The sequence below is a fragment of the Pseudoduganella sp. HUAS MS19 genome, from assembly GCF_053615455.1.
The window spans coordinates 4,985,554-5,000,783 of the sequence record NZ_CM132133.1 but is presented as its reverse complement, the minus strand read 5'-3'; the positions used below and the strand labels follow the sequence as shown (position 1 = coordinate 5,000,783).

General features: G+C 64.9%; 11 protein-coding genes. 8 read left to right on the top strand and 3 right to left on the bottom strand.

Going from position 1 to position 15,230, the window contains the following annotated elements; genetic code table 11:
• Positions 1-67: 67 nt before the first annotated feature.
• Positions 68-2,275 (top strand): TonB-dependent receptor, encoded by a 2,208-nt coding sequence (locus tag ACWBU6_RS22900; RefSeq protein WP_452645646.1) that lies wholly within the window; start codon positions 68-70, stop codon positions 2,273-2,275.
• On the opposite strand, the gene ACWBU6_RS22895 is transcribed toward ACWBU6_RS22900, so the two are convergent.
• Complete coding sequence (locus tag ACWBU6_RS22895) at positions 2,269-2,994, bottom strand: substrate-binding periplasmic protein (RefSeq protein WP_452645645.1); 726 nt, start codon at positions 2,992-2,994, stop codon at positions 2,269-2,271. The two genes, ACWBU6_RS22900 and ACWBU6_RS22895, sit on opposite strands and share 7 nt — an antisense overlap.
• 234 nt (positions 2,995-3,228) lie before the next feature.
• Here ACWBU6_RS22895 and ACWBU6_RS22890 point away from each other — a divergent pair, with 234 nt between their 5' ends.
• Together ACWBU6_RS22890 and ACWBU6_RS22885 are read left to right on the top strand one after the other, a co-directional pair.
• Positions 3,229-5,256 (top strand): methyl-accepting chemotaxis protein, encoded by a 2,028-nt coding sequence (locus tag ACWBU6_RS22890; protein ID WP_452645644.1) that lies wholly within the window; start codon positions 3,229-3,231, stop codon positions 5,254-5,256.
• A gap of 8 nt (positions 5,257-5,264) precedes the next feature.
• Positions 5,265-6,101, top strand: a complete 837-nt coding sequence (locus tag ACWBU6_RS22885; RefSeq protein ID WP_452645643.1) for an HDOD domain-containing protein — start codon at positions 5,265-5,267, stop codon at positions 6,099-6,101.
• On the opposite strand, the gene ACWBU6_RS22880 is transcribed toward ACWBU6_RS22885, so the two are convergent.
• Positions 6,090-7,004, bottom strand: coding sequence for a LysR family transcriptional regulator (locus tag ACWBU6_RS22880; RefSeq protein WP_452645642.1), 915 nt, complete (start codon positions 7,002-7,004; stop codon positions 6,090-6,092). The two genes, ACWBU6_RS22885 and ACWBU6_RS22880, sit on opposite strands and share 12 nt — an antisense overlap.
• 72 nt (positions 7,005-7,076) lie before the next feature.
• On the opposite strand from ACWBU6_RS22880, the gene ACWBU6_RS22875 reads away from it, so the two are divergent.
• Positions 7,077-7,841 carry a sulfite exporter TauE/SafE family protein gene (locus tag ACWBU6_RS22875; protein ID WP_452645641.1) on the top strand — a complete coding sequence of 255 codons (765 nt, stop codon included), beginning with the start codon at positions 7,077-7,079 and terminating at the stop codon, positions 7,839-7,841.
• 160 nt (positions 7,842-8,001) lie between these two features.
• Here ACWBU6_RS22875 and ACWBU6_RS22870 read toward each other — a convergent pair whose 3' ends face one another.
• Positions 8,002-8,511, bottom strand: coding sequence for a GAF domain-containing protein (locus ACWBU6_RS22870; RefSeq protein WP_452645640.1), 510 nt, complete (start codon positions 8,509-8,511; stop codon positions 8,002-8,004).
• 64 nt (positions 8,512-8,575) lie between these two features.
• On the opposite strand from ACWBU6_RS22870, the gene ACWBU6_RS22865 reads away from it, so the two are divergent.
• Genes ACWBU6_RS22865 through ACWBU6_RS22850 form a run of 4 tightly spaced genes read left to right on the top strand, consistent with a single transcriptional unit; the run spans position 8,576 to position 15,198 of the window.
• Positions 8,576-10,003: a RecQ family ATP-dependent DNA helicase gene (locus ACWBU6_RS22865; RefSeq protein WP_452645639.1), complete on the top strand. Its 1,428-nt coding sequence runs from the start codon at positions 8,576-8,578 to the stop codon at positions 10,001-10,003.
• Positions 10,004-10,005: 2 nt separating this feature from the next.
• Positions 10,006-11,010 (top strand): ligase-associated DNA damage response exonuclease, encoded by a 1,005-nt coding sequence (locus tag ACWBU6_RS22860; protein WP_452645638.1) that lies wholly within the window; start codon positions 10,006-10,008, stop codon positions 11,008-11,010.
• Complete coding sequence (locus ACWBU6_RS22855) at positions 11,003-12,637, top strand: ATP-dependent DNA ligase (RefSeq protein WP_452645637.1); 1,635 nt, start codon at positions 11,003-11,005, stop codon at positions 12,635-12,637. Before ACWBU6_RS22860 ends, ACWBU6_RS22855 begins: the two co-directional genes overlap by 8 nt.
• Positions 12,634-15,198, top strand: a complete 2,565-nt coding sequence (locus ACWBU6_RS22850) for a ligase-associated DNA damage response DEXH box helicase (RefSeq protein WP_452645636.1) — start codon at positions 12,634-12,636, stop codon at positions 15,196-15,198. The genes ACWBU6_RS22855 and ACWBU6_RS22850 overlap by 4 nt, the downstream gene beginning before the upstream one ends.
• Positions 15,199-15,230: the final 32 nt, after the last annotated feature.

The window sequence follows — 15,230 nt, the reverse complement described above, 5'->3', positions numbered from 1 at the left end:
TAAATTGAAACTATCATTATGCCATGCTCAGTTAACTCTGCTAGCATGACACCACACGGGAGGCAGCATGCGCGCATGGTGGGCGATCGGTGTGGCGGGGCTGGCGGCATGGCCGCTGGCGGGGGCGCAGCAGGCGCCAGAGAGCGCGCTGCCAAGCGTCTACGTCACGGCGCAGCGCCGCGCGGAGCCGCTACAGGATGTGCCGTTCAACGTTTCCGTGCTGCGCGGCGAAGCGCTGGATGTGCTGGCGGCCAGTGGCCGCGACTTGCGCTACCTGGCTGCGCGCATGCCCAGCCTGCATATCGAGTCCGACTTTGGCCGTTCCTTCCCGCGCTTCTACCTGCGGGGCCTGGGCAATACGGACTTCGACCTGAACGCCGCGCAACCGGTCGGCCTGGTGTACGACGAGGTGGTGCAGGAAAGCCCGCTGCTCAAATCCTTCCCGCTGTTCGACCTGCAGCAGGTGGAAGTGCTGCGTGGTCCGCAGGGCAGCCTGTTCGGGCGCAATGCGCCGGCCGGGGTGGTGAAGTTCGATTCGGCGCGGCCGGCATTGCGGCAGGAAGGGTACGCCAGCGCCGGCTTTGGCAAGGACCGCTTGCGCAATGCGGAGGGCGCATTCAATACGCCGCTTGGCGAAACGCTGGCATTGCGCGTCTCTTTGCTTAGCCAGCACCGCGCCAACCGCGTCTTCAACGACCGCCCCAATGCAGCCACCACGGAATTCGAGGGCTACCACGACAACGCGGCGCGGGCGCAATTGCTGTACCAGCCAGGGCCGGCCTTCAGCGCGCTGCTGAACGCGCATGGCCGCCGCATGGGCGGACGGGCGACGCTGTTCCGCGCCAATATCCTGCAGAAAGGCAGCAACGCGCTGGTGCCCGGCTTTGATTACGCGAGCCTGCCGACTGACGGCATGAATCACCAGTCGCTGAAGTCGAACGGCGCCAGCCTGCGCCTGCGCTGGCAGTTCGATGGCCTTAGCCTGCATGCCATTTCTGGCTGGGAGCGGGCGCGCTTTTTCAGCCGTGCCGACGTGGACGCAGGCTACGGCTCGCTGTCGCATTTGCCAATGGGACCGGGCCGCATTCCGTTCCCGTCCGAAACCGCCGATGCGTTGCCGCAGCACCGGCAGCTGACGCAGGAGCTGCGGCTGGAATCGGACCCGGCGCAGGCCTGGAGCTGGCTGGCCGGCGTTTATGGTTTCAAGGAAAAGATCAGGATCGACAGCTTCAGCTTCGACACCTTCAACGGCAACCGCCAGAATGCCTACGCCTGGCAGGAGCAGGACAGCCGTTCGTTGGCTGCCTTCGGCGCCTTGTCGTGGCGCGCCCGGCCTGGCCTGCTGCTGCGCGCCGGCCTGCGCTACACCAAGGACCGCAAGGATTTCTTTGCCGCCCGCCCGCAGCCGGCGCCGGGAGCGCAGCCGATTGCCGGACTGGCGGCGGCCCCGCGCGGCAACGACTTCAGCTGGGACCTGGGCACGACGCAGGCGCTGGCGCCGGACAGCCACGTGTATGCACGCGTTGCAACCGGTTACCGCGCGCCATCGGTGCAGGGCCGCATCCTGTTCGGCAACAGCATTTCCGTGGCGCGCGCCGAGCAGGCGCTGAGCTGGGAGGCGGGCTGGAAGCAGGAGTTCATGCAGCGCCGCGCGCGCCTGGGCCTGGCCCTGTTCCGCTACGCGGTGGACGATATGCAGCTCACCGCCGGCAGCGGCGTGGTCAACCAGAACCGCCTGGTCAACGCCGCCAAGGTGCGCGGGCAGGGCGTCGAAGTGGAATGGCTGCTGCGACCCAACAGCGAATGGACGGCCAGCCTTGGCGCCAGCTATAACGCGACGCGGATCCGCGATGCCGGCCTGTTCGTGATCCCCTGCGGCAATGGCTGCACGGTAAGCGACCCGCGCGGCAGCGCGCCCAACAACGTCTTCATCGACGGCAACCCGCTGCCGCGCTCGCCGCGCTGGATCGCCAACGCCACCTTGCGCTACAGCCAGCCCTGGCGCAATGGCGAGCTGTTTGCATACACCGACTGGGCGTATCGCGGCAAATACAACTTCTTCCTGTACGAGGCGGCGGAATATAAGGCGCGGCCCTTGCTTGAAGGTGGCCTGCGGCTGGGATACAAGGACCGGCGCGAACGCTTCGAAGCGGCAGCTTTCGTGCGCAACGCCACGAACAAGCTGGTGGCCGTGGCAGCCATCGACTTCAACAACTTTACCGGCGTTGTCAACGAGCCGCGCAGCTACGGCGTGCAGCTGAGGTTCAGTTACTGATATTTCGATGTCATGCGCAGCCACTGCGGATCTTCGCGCATGCGCTTGACGATGGGGGCCACCTTGTCGAACAAGTCATGGCGGCCCATCGGCACCAGGAAGCGGCGTTCCGTCGCGCGGCCCGGCAAGTCGACAAAAGTCAGGCTGCCGTGCAAGCCGTGCTGGCGCACGAAATAGCGGGCCGCCGATTCCGACACGGCCACGCAATCGATGCGGCCGCGGCGCAGCTTCTCCAGGTTGATCTCCTCGCTGATTGCATCCTGGCGCACCAGGCCGTGGCGCTGGATCCATTCCTCAAACGCCGGGTACACATAGCCCAGGGTAAGTCCGATCGTTTTGCCGGCCAGCCCGCCATGCGCGTCCGGCAGCACCGGACGCTCGCTGCGCGAGACGAGCACGAAGTGGTCTATGGCGAACGCCGTGGTCCACAGGTATTTCTTCTGTGCGACGTCGTCAAACCATTGGGGCATCATGCCGATAACGATGCCGTCCAGCGTGCCGTCTTCCAGCCTCATCTGCAAGCGCTTGCGGGGCAGGTAAGCCAGACGGAAGCTGGTGCCGTCGGTGGCTTGCTTGTTCAGGTAGTCGATTGCTTCGTAATAGATACCTCGGGTGCCGTCGATCACCAGGGGCGCGAAGTTGGCACTGGTGTACACAGTCACTGTCTCGGCCCGGGCGGCAGGCGCCAGGAACGCCATAAACAGCATCAGTAACGGCATGAGAAATTTCATAGACGCACTATAGCAAAGTGCTTGTACTTGCATCATGAAAGTTAAATTCTTCATTGGCAATTGTTTCGCGCGCCTGCAACAGAAATGGTGATGGAGAAAGAGAATTGTGTGGTTAATTCTCACGGATTGTAACGCCCGACCATAAATCGGCATATGATCAAAGCAAGAGGTATCGCGGTGCCGCAACGCACTATCTACCAATCTTCTCTTTGGGAAACTGCCATGAATCCTACCTCCCTTCTCGGTCAACTCAAGCTGGGTCATAAGTTCATGATCCTGGGCCTGATCGCGGCACTGCTGGCGATCATCCCCGCCTTCCTCTACATGAGCGAGGCAGGCAAGGTACTGCATGCCTACGAAGGCGAGCACGACGGCTTGCCCATCGTGGCGGACGGCCTCAAGGTGGTGCAATACACGCAGCAGCACCGCGGCTTGTCGGCGCTGGTGCTGGGCGGTGTTACCGCCGCAGCGGAAAAGCGCCGCGCCAAACAGGCAGAAGCGGACACAGCCTACGGCAGGCTGGAGAAGGCCGTAGTGGCGCTGGGCGATAAGGCCATCATTGACGCTTTTGCTGCCGCCAAGCAGGAGTGGGAAACGCTGCGCAACAACGTGGCCGAAGGCAAGGTTACCGTGCCGCAAAGTTATGCCGGGCATACCGGGCTGATGCCCAAGCTGCTCAAGGTCAATGAGCTGATCGGCGATGCGTATGGCCTGAGCCTCGATCCCGACAAGGACACCTACCAGTTGATCCAGTCGATGTTCTACCAGCTCCCCTGGCTGACCGAGGAAACCGGCAAGACGCGCGCCAAAGGCGCGGGCCTGCTGGCCAAGAAGGAAGCCACGCCTGAAGACCGTGCGACCCAGGCGGCCATCATGGCCCGCGTTTCCGACCGCCTGGACCAGACCATGACCGCCTTTGCCAAAGCTGCTACCGCCAACCCGGCCATCGACGCCAAGCTGGGCGCGCAGCTGCGCGATGCGGCCGATGCTGCACGCAAGATCGTCGACCTGGGCACGGAGCAGATCGTGAAAGCCGATCCGCTGACATACTCGGGCGAAGAATGGGTGGCCAAGACGACGGCGGCGATCGATATGCAATTTGCCGTCAACGAGGCTGCCGCCAAGGTCATCGACGAGATGCTGAAGGAGAAGATCGCCGGCTTTACCAGGCAGCGCTGGATCATGATCGTCTCGATGGTGGCGCTGTTTTCCCTGGCGGCCTGGATTTGCATGCTGATCGCCCGCTCGGTCACGGTGCCGCTGCAACATGCCATCGCCGTGGCGGACGAGGTGGCTAAGGGAAAACTCGATAGCGATTTCGATGTTGGCCCGCCTAACGAAGTAGGGCAGCTGCTGCGCTCCCTCAAATCCATGAGCGAGAGCTTGCGCGGCATCGTGTCCGACGTGCGTGCCAGCGTGGACCAGATCAATGCCGCCAGCCGCGATATTGCGACCGGCAACGCAGACGTCTCTTCACGCCTGGAATCGCAAGCTTCCAACCTGGAAGAAACTGCATCGTCGATGGAGGAACTGACTTCCACCGTCAAGCAGAATGCCGATAATGCGCGCCAGGCCAACCAGCTGGTGCATACGGCGTCCGGCGTGGCCAGCAAGGGCGGGGAAGTGGTATCGCAAGTGGTGCAGACCATGGGCGAGATCAACGACAGTTCGCGCAAGATCGTGGACATCATTGGCGTGATCGACGGTATCGCGTTCCAGACCAATATTCTCGCGCTCAACGCTGCAGTGGAAGCTGCGCGCGCCGGCGAACAGGGGCGCGGCTTTGCGGTCGTGGCCTCCGAAGTGCGCAACCTGGCGCAGCGTTCTGCTTCCGCTGCCAAAGAGATCAAGGACCTGATCAACCACAGCGTGGACCGGGTCGAAACCGGCAACCGCCTGGTCGGGGAGGCCGGCCTGGCAATGCAGGATGTGCTGAAGAGCGTGCAGAGCATCACCGCCATCATGCAGGAAATCGCCACCGCGTCGGCCGAGCAGGGTAACGGCATCGAGCAAATCAATATGGCCGTGACGCAGATGGACGACACCACGCAGCAGAATGCGGCGCTGGTGGAACAGACTGCTGCTGCCTCGGCCAGCCTGCAGGACCAGGCGCAGATGCTGGTGAAATCGATCAGCATCTTCACACTGGGAAATGAGGGCAGCGGTTCGGCAGCCATGGCGGCCCGCACGGCCCCTGCCAAACGCCGCATGCCAAGCAATGTGCGCGCATTGCGGACGGCATCGGTATAATTTCCTGCATGGAGAAGCTCAGGGACTTAGCCGCCATCATTTCGGAAGTGCAGCGTGGGGAGTTGGTCTTCCCCACCAGTGTCAATGCCGCGCTGGCATTGCAGCTTGCACTGGCTGACCCTGATTGCCACGACGATGAAATCGTACGCAAGGTGCTGGGCGAGCCGGTGCTGGCGGCGCGCGCAGTAGCCCTGGCCAATGCCGCGGTGTTCCGGCGCGATGGCGCGCCGGCGATCACCGGCGCACGCGCCGCCGTGCTGCGGCTAGGCTACCGCAACCTGTATTCGCTGGCCGCCGCCATGGTGGTGCGCCAGTTTGGCGCCCGCATCCGCGACCCGGAGCTGCGCGAACGCGCCGAACAGCTGTGGAAGTATTCCGCCCACGTGGCAGCCATCGCCTACCAGGTGGCACGCCATATCACCCGCACCGATCCCGATACGGCGCTGTTTGCCGGCATTGTGCATGAGGCGGGCAACTTTTTCCTGCTGTCGCAGGCCGACCAGGTGTCCGGCTTGCTCGATGACATGGGATCGCGCCTGGGACCGGTGCAGGAAATCGTGGCGCGCGAAGTGCTGCGCAAGCTGCAGGTGCCGGATGCAGTGGGCGCCGCCATCATTACCCTGCGCGACAGCGCCGTCAGCCTGCCGCCAACCGGCTTGCGCGATACCCTGCTGCTGGCGCGGCACCTGTCGCCAGTGCTGTCGCCGCTGCCCGTGCCGCAAGACGATTACCTGGTGCGGCGCTACGACATCGTGCAATGCCTGGAAAATTTCCCGGACCTCGCAGAATTGCTGGACGTCGCCGCGGCCGAAGCACGCTCGATGGGTGTGGCGCTACTGGCCTGATACGGCAGGCGGCGCATCTTCCAGCAGTTGCCGGGCAAGCAGCCCTGCATGCGGCGTCAGTGTCGAAAAGTCGCGTGCGCACAGATAGAGCCGGCGGGTGGCCCACGTTTCCGACAGCGGCACAACGGCCAGGCCGCGCCCCAGCTGGCGCGCGATCGCGCCGGACAAGATTGAAATGCCGATGCCGGCCTCGACGTGCATGGCCACATGGTCGATGTTGCGCAACAGGATTCGGTAGTCGAGCTGGTGCCCCAGGCGCGAGGCGCGTTCCGCGAGGTGGGTTTCCAGCGCGGTATCGGCAATGCCGACGATCGGCTCGTCGAGGATATCGGTAAACGTCACGGCAGTTTTCCGGGCCAGGCGATGGGCATGGCTGGCCACAACCATTAATTGATCGCTGGCGATCAGGTGGGTCTGCAGGGGGCCGAAGTCGGTAATGTCGGCCACGATACCGAGGTCGGCGCGCCGGTCCACCATGGACTGGACGATCTCCACGCTGGGGCGCTCCAGCAAGTCAATCGACAGGTCGCGATGGGCGGCGAGGAAGCGGCACAGGTGCGGCGGCAGGAAGGCTGCCAGCGCGGCGGAATTGGACAGCAGGCGGATGCGGCCCTTGAGGCCGGTGGCGTAAGTGCGCAACTCGCCGCGCATCTGTTCGACCTGGCCCAGGATCGAGCGCGCGTGGCGCACCAGGGCCTCGCCTGCCGCGGTGGCGCGTACGCCGCGGCGGTTGCGCTCGAGCAGCGGTGCGCCCAGCACCGCCTCCATGCCGGCAATGCGTTCGCTGACCGAGGCCAGCGCCAGGTGCATGGTGCGCGCGCCCTGGGTCAGGCTGCCGCATTCGACCACGGTTAGGAAGAGTCGCATATCGGTCAGGTCGAAACGCATTGAAGTCTCCAGCATTCGGATTTTCCGAAGTTTAGCACCGGAATTGCCAGATTGCCGGGGCGCGGCCAGCCGCCTAAGATCCTTGCCATGGATGCGATGATTCTGACTTTCTTCGCTGGGATGCTGGCCGGAGCGATGAATGCGCTGGCCGGGGGCGGGTCTTTTGTCAGCTTGCCGGCATTGATTGCTGTGGGTGTGCCACCGGTTCAGGCGAATGCTTCCAGCACGGTCGCACTCTTTCCGGGAGGGCTGGCAAGCGCCTGGGCCTACCGCGATGGCTTGCGTCCTGTGGGCGGGGTGGCGCTGCGGGTCCTGCTGGCCGCCACCCTGTGCGGCGGCCTGGCCGGCGCCTTGCTGTTGCTGCGGACGTCCCCGGCTGCCTTTGCGCATCTATTGCCATGGCTGCTGCTGGCGGCTTCGATTACGCTGGCCTTCGGGCGGCGTCTTGGCGAGGCCTGGCGTGCACGCTGCCAGGTGCGGGCCCCGCTGGTCCTGCTGGTGCAGTTTGCGCTGGGGGTGTACGGCGGCTACTTCGGCGGTGCGGTCGGGATCATGATGATGGCGATGTGGGGATTGATCGACCGGCGCGACCTGAAGGACCTGAATGCGCCGCGCACCTTGATGGTCAGTGCTGCCAACGTGGTGGCGGTGGTCGCCTTCACCCTGGCAGGTGCCGTGCATTGGCCGGTAACGCTGGCCATGCTGGCCGGCGCCGTCGTCGGCGGCTACTGCGGCGCGAGGGTCGGCCGCCGTGCGCCGCCTGGCGTCATTCGCGCCGCCACGCTTTTGGCGACGTCAGGCATCACCCTGGTGTTTTTCTGGAAGACTTACTTCGGAGGGAATCATGCTTAACGCCTTGTTGGAGACAATCGGAACGCTCGGAGTCCTGATCAGTATCGCCATGAAGGCCAGCGCAAGCTTGCCTAAGGCTCGAAATCGAAATCAAGCAGTTCATCGGCAGTGAACGGCAGCGCCGCTGGGAAGCGCGCAGCCGCCAACGATCCGAGGCAAATCAGGGACGGGATTGCTCGAGGATGCGGACCAGCGATTCGACGCCTTCGGCGTCGACGGCATCGAAGCGTCCCGGCAGTGGGCTGTCGAGGTCGAACACGCCGATCACCTCGCCGTCCTTGCCGAAGATCGGCACCACCAATTCCGAGCGTGAGGCGGCATCGCAAGCGATGTGGCCGGGGAAGGCATGCACGTCTTCCACCACGCTGGTGGCGCGCTTCTCAACGGTGCTGCCGCACACGCCGCGCCCCTTCCTGATGCGGATGCAGGCCGGCTTGCCCTGGAAGGGGCCGAGCACCAGTTCATCCGGGCCTTGCATGAAATAGAAGCCGGCCCAGTTCAGGCCTGGCATGGAGTTGAACACCAGCGCACTGGCATTGGCGGTGTTGGCGATCCAGTCATGTTCGCCGTGCACCAGCCCGCCCAGTTGTGCGCGCAAGTCTTCGTACATGGCGCGTTTGGCTTCCGGAGTGTCGGTGCTGTAGGTGGTTTCGCTGAGGGAGAAAGACATTTTGCCGCTCGGTATGTTACTTAGGTCGCCGACATCTTACCAGTAATCGCGCTAACTTGCGGTCATGACTACTCATCATCAAATCCATCGCCTGCTGCGCGACGTGTTCGGGGTCGAACGCCTGCGGGCCGGGCAGCGGCAAGTGATCGACAGCGTTCTTGCGGGGCACGACACGCTTGCCATTATGCCTACCGGCAGCGGCAAGTCGCTGTGCTACCAGATTCCGGCATCGATCCTGAAGGGCAGCACGGTCGTCGTCTCGCCCCTGATCTCGCTGATGAAGGACCAGGCCGAAAAGCTCGACGATATCGGCATCGAAGCCGGGCAGCTTAACAGCAAGGTGCCGGCTGAAGAACAGCATGAGGCATTGCAAGGCTTGCGAAAGAATGAAGACCGCATCGTGTTCTGCACGCCGGAGCGGCTGGCCACGCCGGAGTTCATGTCCCTGCTGCACAAGGCCGACATCGGCCTGGTCGTGGTGGACGAAGCCCACTGCATTTCGCGCTGGGGCCACGACTTCCGTCCGGCTTACCTCGATATCGGCGCTGCGCTCGATGCGCTGGGCCGCCCGCCAGTGCTGGCGCTGACCGCCACCGCCACCGATGAAGTGGTGGACGATATCCGCCGCCAGCTTGGCGCGCCGGAAATGCGCGTGGTGAATACCGGCATCTATCGTCCCAACCTTCACTTGGCCGTGCGCCAGGTCACCAATGCCGACGAGCGCGCGGCCGAAGCCCTGCGCCTGGTGCGGGAAACGGCGGGCAGCGGCATCATCTACGCTGCCACCGTCAAGGCAGCGGAAGATATGCTGGCCGCACTGGAAGAGGCGGGGGAGAGCGTGGCGCTCTACCACGGCAAGCTGCATGCCGGCGAGCGGCACCAGAACCAGGAAATGTTCATGTCCGGCGCGCGCCGGGTCATGGTGGCGACCAACGCTTTCGGCATGGGCATCGACAAGCCCGACATCCGTTTCGTGATCCACCTGCAGGTGCCGGCCAGCCTGGAAGCCTATTACCAGGAGGCGGGGCGTGCCGGGCGCGACAGCGAGGCGGCCGGCTGTACGCTGCTGTACTTCCATGAAGACAAGCGTGTGCAGCAATTCTTCCTGGCGCGCAGCTATCCCGATGCGGCCCTGCTGCGCGCAGCCTACGCGGCGGCAGCAGAGGGCGGCGAGCGCCCGCGCGACAAGCGCAGCCAGGTGGCGCTCAAACTGTTGAAAGAAGGCGGCTGGCTGAAACAGGACCGCAAGCTGCAATACCGCCTGGCCGGCGATGCGCCGCGGCCCATCGACCTGGAACGGCTGGCGGAACGCTATCGCGAGAAGCAGGAGCACGACCGCGAGGCGCTGGCGCTGATGGTATCGTACGCGCAGAGCGGATACTGCCGCTGGAAACTGTTGCTCGACTATTTCGGCGACGCATCGGCCGGCATTGAGCGCTGCGGTACCTGCGACAACTGCCGCTCGCCACCGACAATCGGCGCAGGGGAGTGAGCATGGCGGACATGGTAGTGGTGCGCAAGGAAGGGCTGTACTGCGTACCGGGCGGCTTTTACATCGACCCCTGGCAGCCGGTGCAGCGCGCGGTGATTACGCACGGCCATGGCGACCATGCGCGTCCTGGCCACGCGCACTACCTGTGCGCCGCGCCAGGCATCGGCATATTGCGCACCCGGCTGGGCGATATCACCGTCCAGGGCCTGGCATACGGCGAGGCACTCGAACACAATGGCGTGCGCATCTCGCTGCACCCGGCCGGCCATGTCCTGGGCTCGGCGCAGGTGCGCATGGAATACCGGGGCGAAGTGTGGGTTGCCTCAGGTGATTACAAAGTGGAGCCGGACGCCACCTGCACACCATTCGAACCGGTGCGCTGCCACTGCTTTATCACGGAATCCACGTTCGGCCTGCCAATCTACCGCTGGCAGCCGCAGCAGGCAATCTTCGATGACATGAACGCCTGGTGGCGGCGCAATGCCCTGGAGGGGCGCTGCAGCATCATGCTGTGCTACGCCTTCGGCAAGGCGCAGCGCATCCTCAGAGGGCTCGATCCGTCCATCGGGCCGATCGTCTGCCATGGCGCGGTCGAGCCGCTGAACCGGATTTACCGCGACGGCGGCGTGGCTTTGCCGCCGACAGTCATGGTGGGCGACGTCGACAAGGCCGCGCTGCGCCAGGCGCTTGTGCTGGCGCCGCCGTCCGCAGCAGGCTCGCCCTGGATAAAGCGCTTCGGCGATTTCAGCGATGCCTTTGCCAGCGGCTGGATGCAGTTGCGCGGCGCACGCCGGCGGCGCGCGGTCGATCGCGGCTTTGTCCTGTCCGACCATGCCGACTGGCCCGGGCTGATGCAGGCGATCCGCGCCACAGGCGCGCAGCGTGTGATCGTGACGCATGGTTCGATTCCCGTCATGGTGCGCTGGCTTTGCCAGAACGGTTACGACGCCAAAGCCTTCGATACCGAGTTCGGTGACGAAGAAACGGGGGAGGCGGCCGATGCGTGAGTTTGCCCGGCTATATTCCGAACTGGATGAAACCACGTCCACCAGGCGCAAGCTGGAAGCGTTGCAAGCCTATTTCGGCAGGGCCGCGCCGGAAAATGCGGCGTGGGCCGTGTATTTCCTGGCGGGCGGCAAGCCGCGCCAGGCTGTCCCGGTGAAACTGCTGCGCCAGTACGCGACCGAATACGCGGGTTTGGACGAATGGCTGTTCGACGAGTGCTACCACGCGGTGGGCGACCTGGCCGAAACGATTGCCCACATCCTGCCGGCGCCCAAACAGGAGAGCGATGTTGGCCTGGCGCAGTGGATCGAGCAGCGCATCGCCCCCTGGCGTGGCGCAGCACCGGACGAGGTGCGTGCCGCCTTGTTCCGCTACTGGGACGAACTGGAAACCCGCGAACGCTTCCTGCTGGTGAAGCTGATCGGGGGCGGGTTCCGCGTGGGCGTGTCACGCTTGCTGGTGACGCGGGCGCTGAGCGCCATCGCCGCAGTTGACAGCAAGCTGGTCGCGCAGCGTCTGATGGGCTGGACCGATGGCAGCGTGGCACCCACGGCACAAGGCTTCCTGCAGTTGATTGCGGCGCCCTCGGCGAGCGAACATGCGGAGCGGGGCGGGCAGCCGTATCCATTTTTTCTCGCCCATGCCTTGCAGGCCGATCCCGCTGCGCTGGGAGACCTGGCGGATTGGCAGGTCGAGTGGAAATACGATGGCATGCGCGCGCAGCTTGTGTCGCGCGAGGGACTGAATTTCCTTTGGTCGCGCGGTGAGGAATTGATCACCGAGCGATTTCCGGAGCTCGCCTCCGTCCGCCTGCCGCAGGGAACCGTGATCGATGGCGAAATCCTGGTATGGCCCCCGGGCGATGCACCGGCCCCGTTCGCGGCATTGCAAAAGCGGATCGGCCGCAAGCTGCTTGGCGCGAAGCTGCTGGCGGAGCTTCCGGCGGTGCTGCTGGCGTACGATCTGCTGGAGCTCGATGGCGTCGACGTGCGCCAGTTGCCGCAACACGAGCGGCGAACCTTGCTGGAGCAGCTGGTCGCGCAGGCGGCGCAGCCGCGACTGCGCATTTCGCCGCTGGTAGTGGCAGAGAACTGGGAGCAGCTTGCGCAGGTACGCCAGGAGTCGCGCGGGCGCGGCGTGGAAGGACTGATGCTCAAGGCGCGCGGCGCAGGGTATGGCGTGGGACGCACCAAGGATGTGGGAACCTGGTGGAAGTGGAAGATCGATCCCTTCAGCGTCGACGCGGTGCTGGTATATGCGCAAGCGGGTCACGGCCGGCGCGCTTCGCTGTACACCGATTACACGTTTGCGGTCTGGGACAGCGAGGCGGCCGGCGAGCGCAAACTTGTGCCCTTTGCCAAAGCATACTCCGGCCTGACGGATGCGGAGATCGCGCAAGTGGACAATGCCGTTCGCCGCACCACGATCGAGCGTTTCGGACCGGTCCGCAGCGTGAAGCCGACCATGGTGTTCGAGATCGGATTCGAGGGTATTGCGCTGTCGCCGCGGCATAAATCGGGAATTGCCGTGCGCTTTCCGCGCATCCTGCGGCGGCGCGACGACAAAGCCGTCGAGGATGCCGATACGCTGGAAACCTTGCGCGGCTTGCTGGCGCAGGCGGCGCCATGAGTCCGGCCTTTCCCCGCCCGCGCCCCTTGCCGCCTCGACGGCTGCCGCCGGCACCCGGCGACACGGCGGACGGCAAAGCAGCGGCTGGCGAAGCCGCGCCCGGGGATGGAAAGGTATTTGCCGCCGGCTCGCCTGCGGGCCCTTCCCGTGCCGCGGTGGAAGCCTGGTTCGCGGCGCGCGGCTGGTCGGTCTTCCCCTTCCAGCGCGAGGTCTGGGATGCGGCGCTGCGCGGCGAATCCGGCCTGCTGCATGCCACTACCGGCTCTGGCAAGACGCTGGCAGTGTGGTTCGCCGCCTTGCAGCGCGCAGCTGCCGGCCGCAAGGCGGGCTTGCGCGTCCTCTGGATCACGCCCATGCGCGCCCTTGCTGCCGACACCTTGCGCGCCTTGCAGTCGTCGGCCTGCGAGTTGCTCCCTGGCTGGCAAGTGGAGTCCCGCACGGGCGACACGGACAGCGGCACGCGGGCCAGGCAAGCCCGCCTCCTGCCGCATGCGCTGGTGACCACGCCGGAAAGCCTGACCGTGCTGCTTAGCCGACCGGATGCAAAGGACCTGTTCGCGCGGCTCGACATGCTGGTGGTTGACGAGTGGCACGAGCTGATGGGCAACAAGCGCGGCGTGCAAACCCAGCTCGCGCTGGCGCGCTTGCGCAACTGGCAACCTGGCCTGGTGGTGTGGGGCCTGTCTGCCACCCTGGGCAACCTGTGGCAGGCGCGCGAGGTGCTGGCAGCGCAGGGCACGATCGTAGAAGGCCACTTGCGCAAGGAACTGCAAGTGGACACCTTGATTCCCGATCATCCATCGCGCTTTCCATGGGCGGGCCATCTCGGCATCCAGATGCTGGAGCCGGTCGCGAACGAGATCGCGCAACACGCCAGCACCCTGGTGTTCTGCAACACGCGGTCCCAGGCCGAACTGTGGTACCAGCACCTGCTTGGCGCGCGCCCGGAATGGGCTGGCCTGATCGCCCTGCACCACGGATCGCTCGACAAGGAAGTGCGCGAATGGGTCGAGCAAGGCCTCAAGCAGGGCAAACTGAAGGCGGTGGTGTGCACATCGAGCCTGGACCTGGGCGTCGACTTCCTGCCGGTCGAGCGCGTGCTGCAGATCGGCAGCGCCAAGGGCATCGCGCGCCTGTTGCAGCGGGCCGGCCGCTCAGGGCATGCCCCCGGCCGCATTTCGCGCATCACGCTGGTGCCGACCCATAGCCTGGAGTTGCTGGAGGCCGCTGGCGCCATCGAAGCCGTGCGCGAACGCCAGATCGAACCGAGGCTGCCGCCGGAGAAGCCGCTGGATGTGCTGGTTCAGCACCTGGTCACGGTCGCCCTGGGCGGCGGTTTTCGCAGCGAAGAGCTGCTGGCGGAGGTGCGCGCCGCGTGGTCGTACCGCTCGCTAAGCACGGAAGAATGGCAATGGGCGCTGGACTTCGTGGCGCGTGGCGGGCAAAGCCTGTCGGCATATCCGGAGTACCGCCGAGTGCTGCCGGACGAGGAAGGCATCTACCGCGTGCCAGATGCCGGCATCGCCCGCCGCCACCGCATGGGCATTGGCACCATTGTTTCGGAAGCGGCTGTGCAGGTGAAATACATGAATGGTTGCGCGCTGGGCAGCGTGGAAGAGGGTTTTATTGCGCGCCTGGCCAAGGGCGACCATTTCCTGTTCGGCGGCCGCATCCTCGAGTTCGTGCGCATGCATGAAATGACGGCCTTCGTGCGCCGCGCGACAGGGGCCAAGGGTGCCGTGCCGCGCTGGCAGGGCGGCAAGATGCCTTTGTCGTCCGAGCTGGCACACGCGGCGCTGGAGCAGTTGCGGCGCGCTGCCGGCGGCAACTACGACAGCCTTGAAATGCAGGCTATTCGCCCGCTGCTGGAGATCCAGCAGCGCTGGTCAGGGCTTCCCACTGCGGATACCACCGTCATCGAAGCCATGGAGAGCAGGGAAGGGCACCATCTCTTCATCTATCCCTTTGCAGGACGTTCGGTGCATATCGGCCTCGCTTCCCTGCTGGCCTACCGCATCGCGCGCGCCAGGCCCGCGACGTTTTCAATTGCCGTCAACGATTACGGCTTCGAATTACTGGCACCCGAGGCGCTGCCTTGGCACGAAGCGCTGGACGATGGCGGCGCGTTCAATACCGAGGGCTTGCTGGAGGATGTGCTGGCCAGCCTGAATGCCGGCGAGCTGTCGCAGCGGCGTTTTCGAGAAATTGCGCGCATCGCGGGACTGATCTTCCAGGGTTATCCGGGGCAGCCGAAAAGCAATCGGCAGTTGCAGGCCTCCTCGTCCTTGTTTTTTGAAGTCTTCCGCAAGCACGATGCGGGCAACTTGCTGTTGTCCCAAGCCCAGCGTGAAGTGCTTGAGCAAGAGCTTGAACTGCGGCGATTGCGCGCCACGCTGCAGGACTTGCAGCGGCGGCGGATGAGTTTCCACGAAGTGCGCCGCGCCACACCGTTCGGATTCGCGCTGATGGTCGAACGCTTCCGCGAGAAGCTGACGACAGAACGACTGTCCGACCGGGTGGCCCGCATGCTGCGCGAGCTTGAAAAGGCGGCCGGGCCATGAATGCCGTCGCAACGGAACTGGCGGGCGAGCGC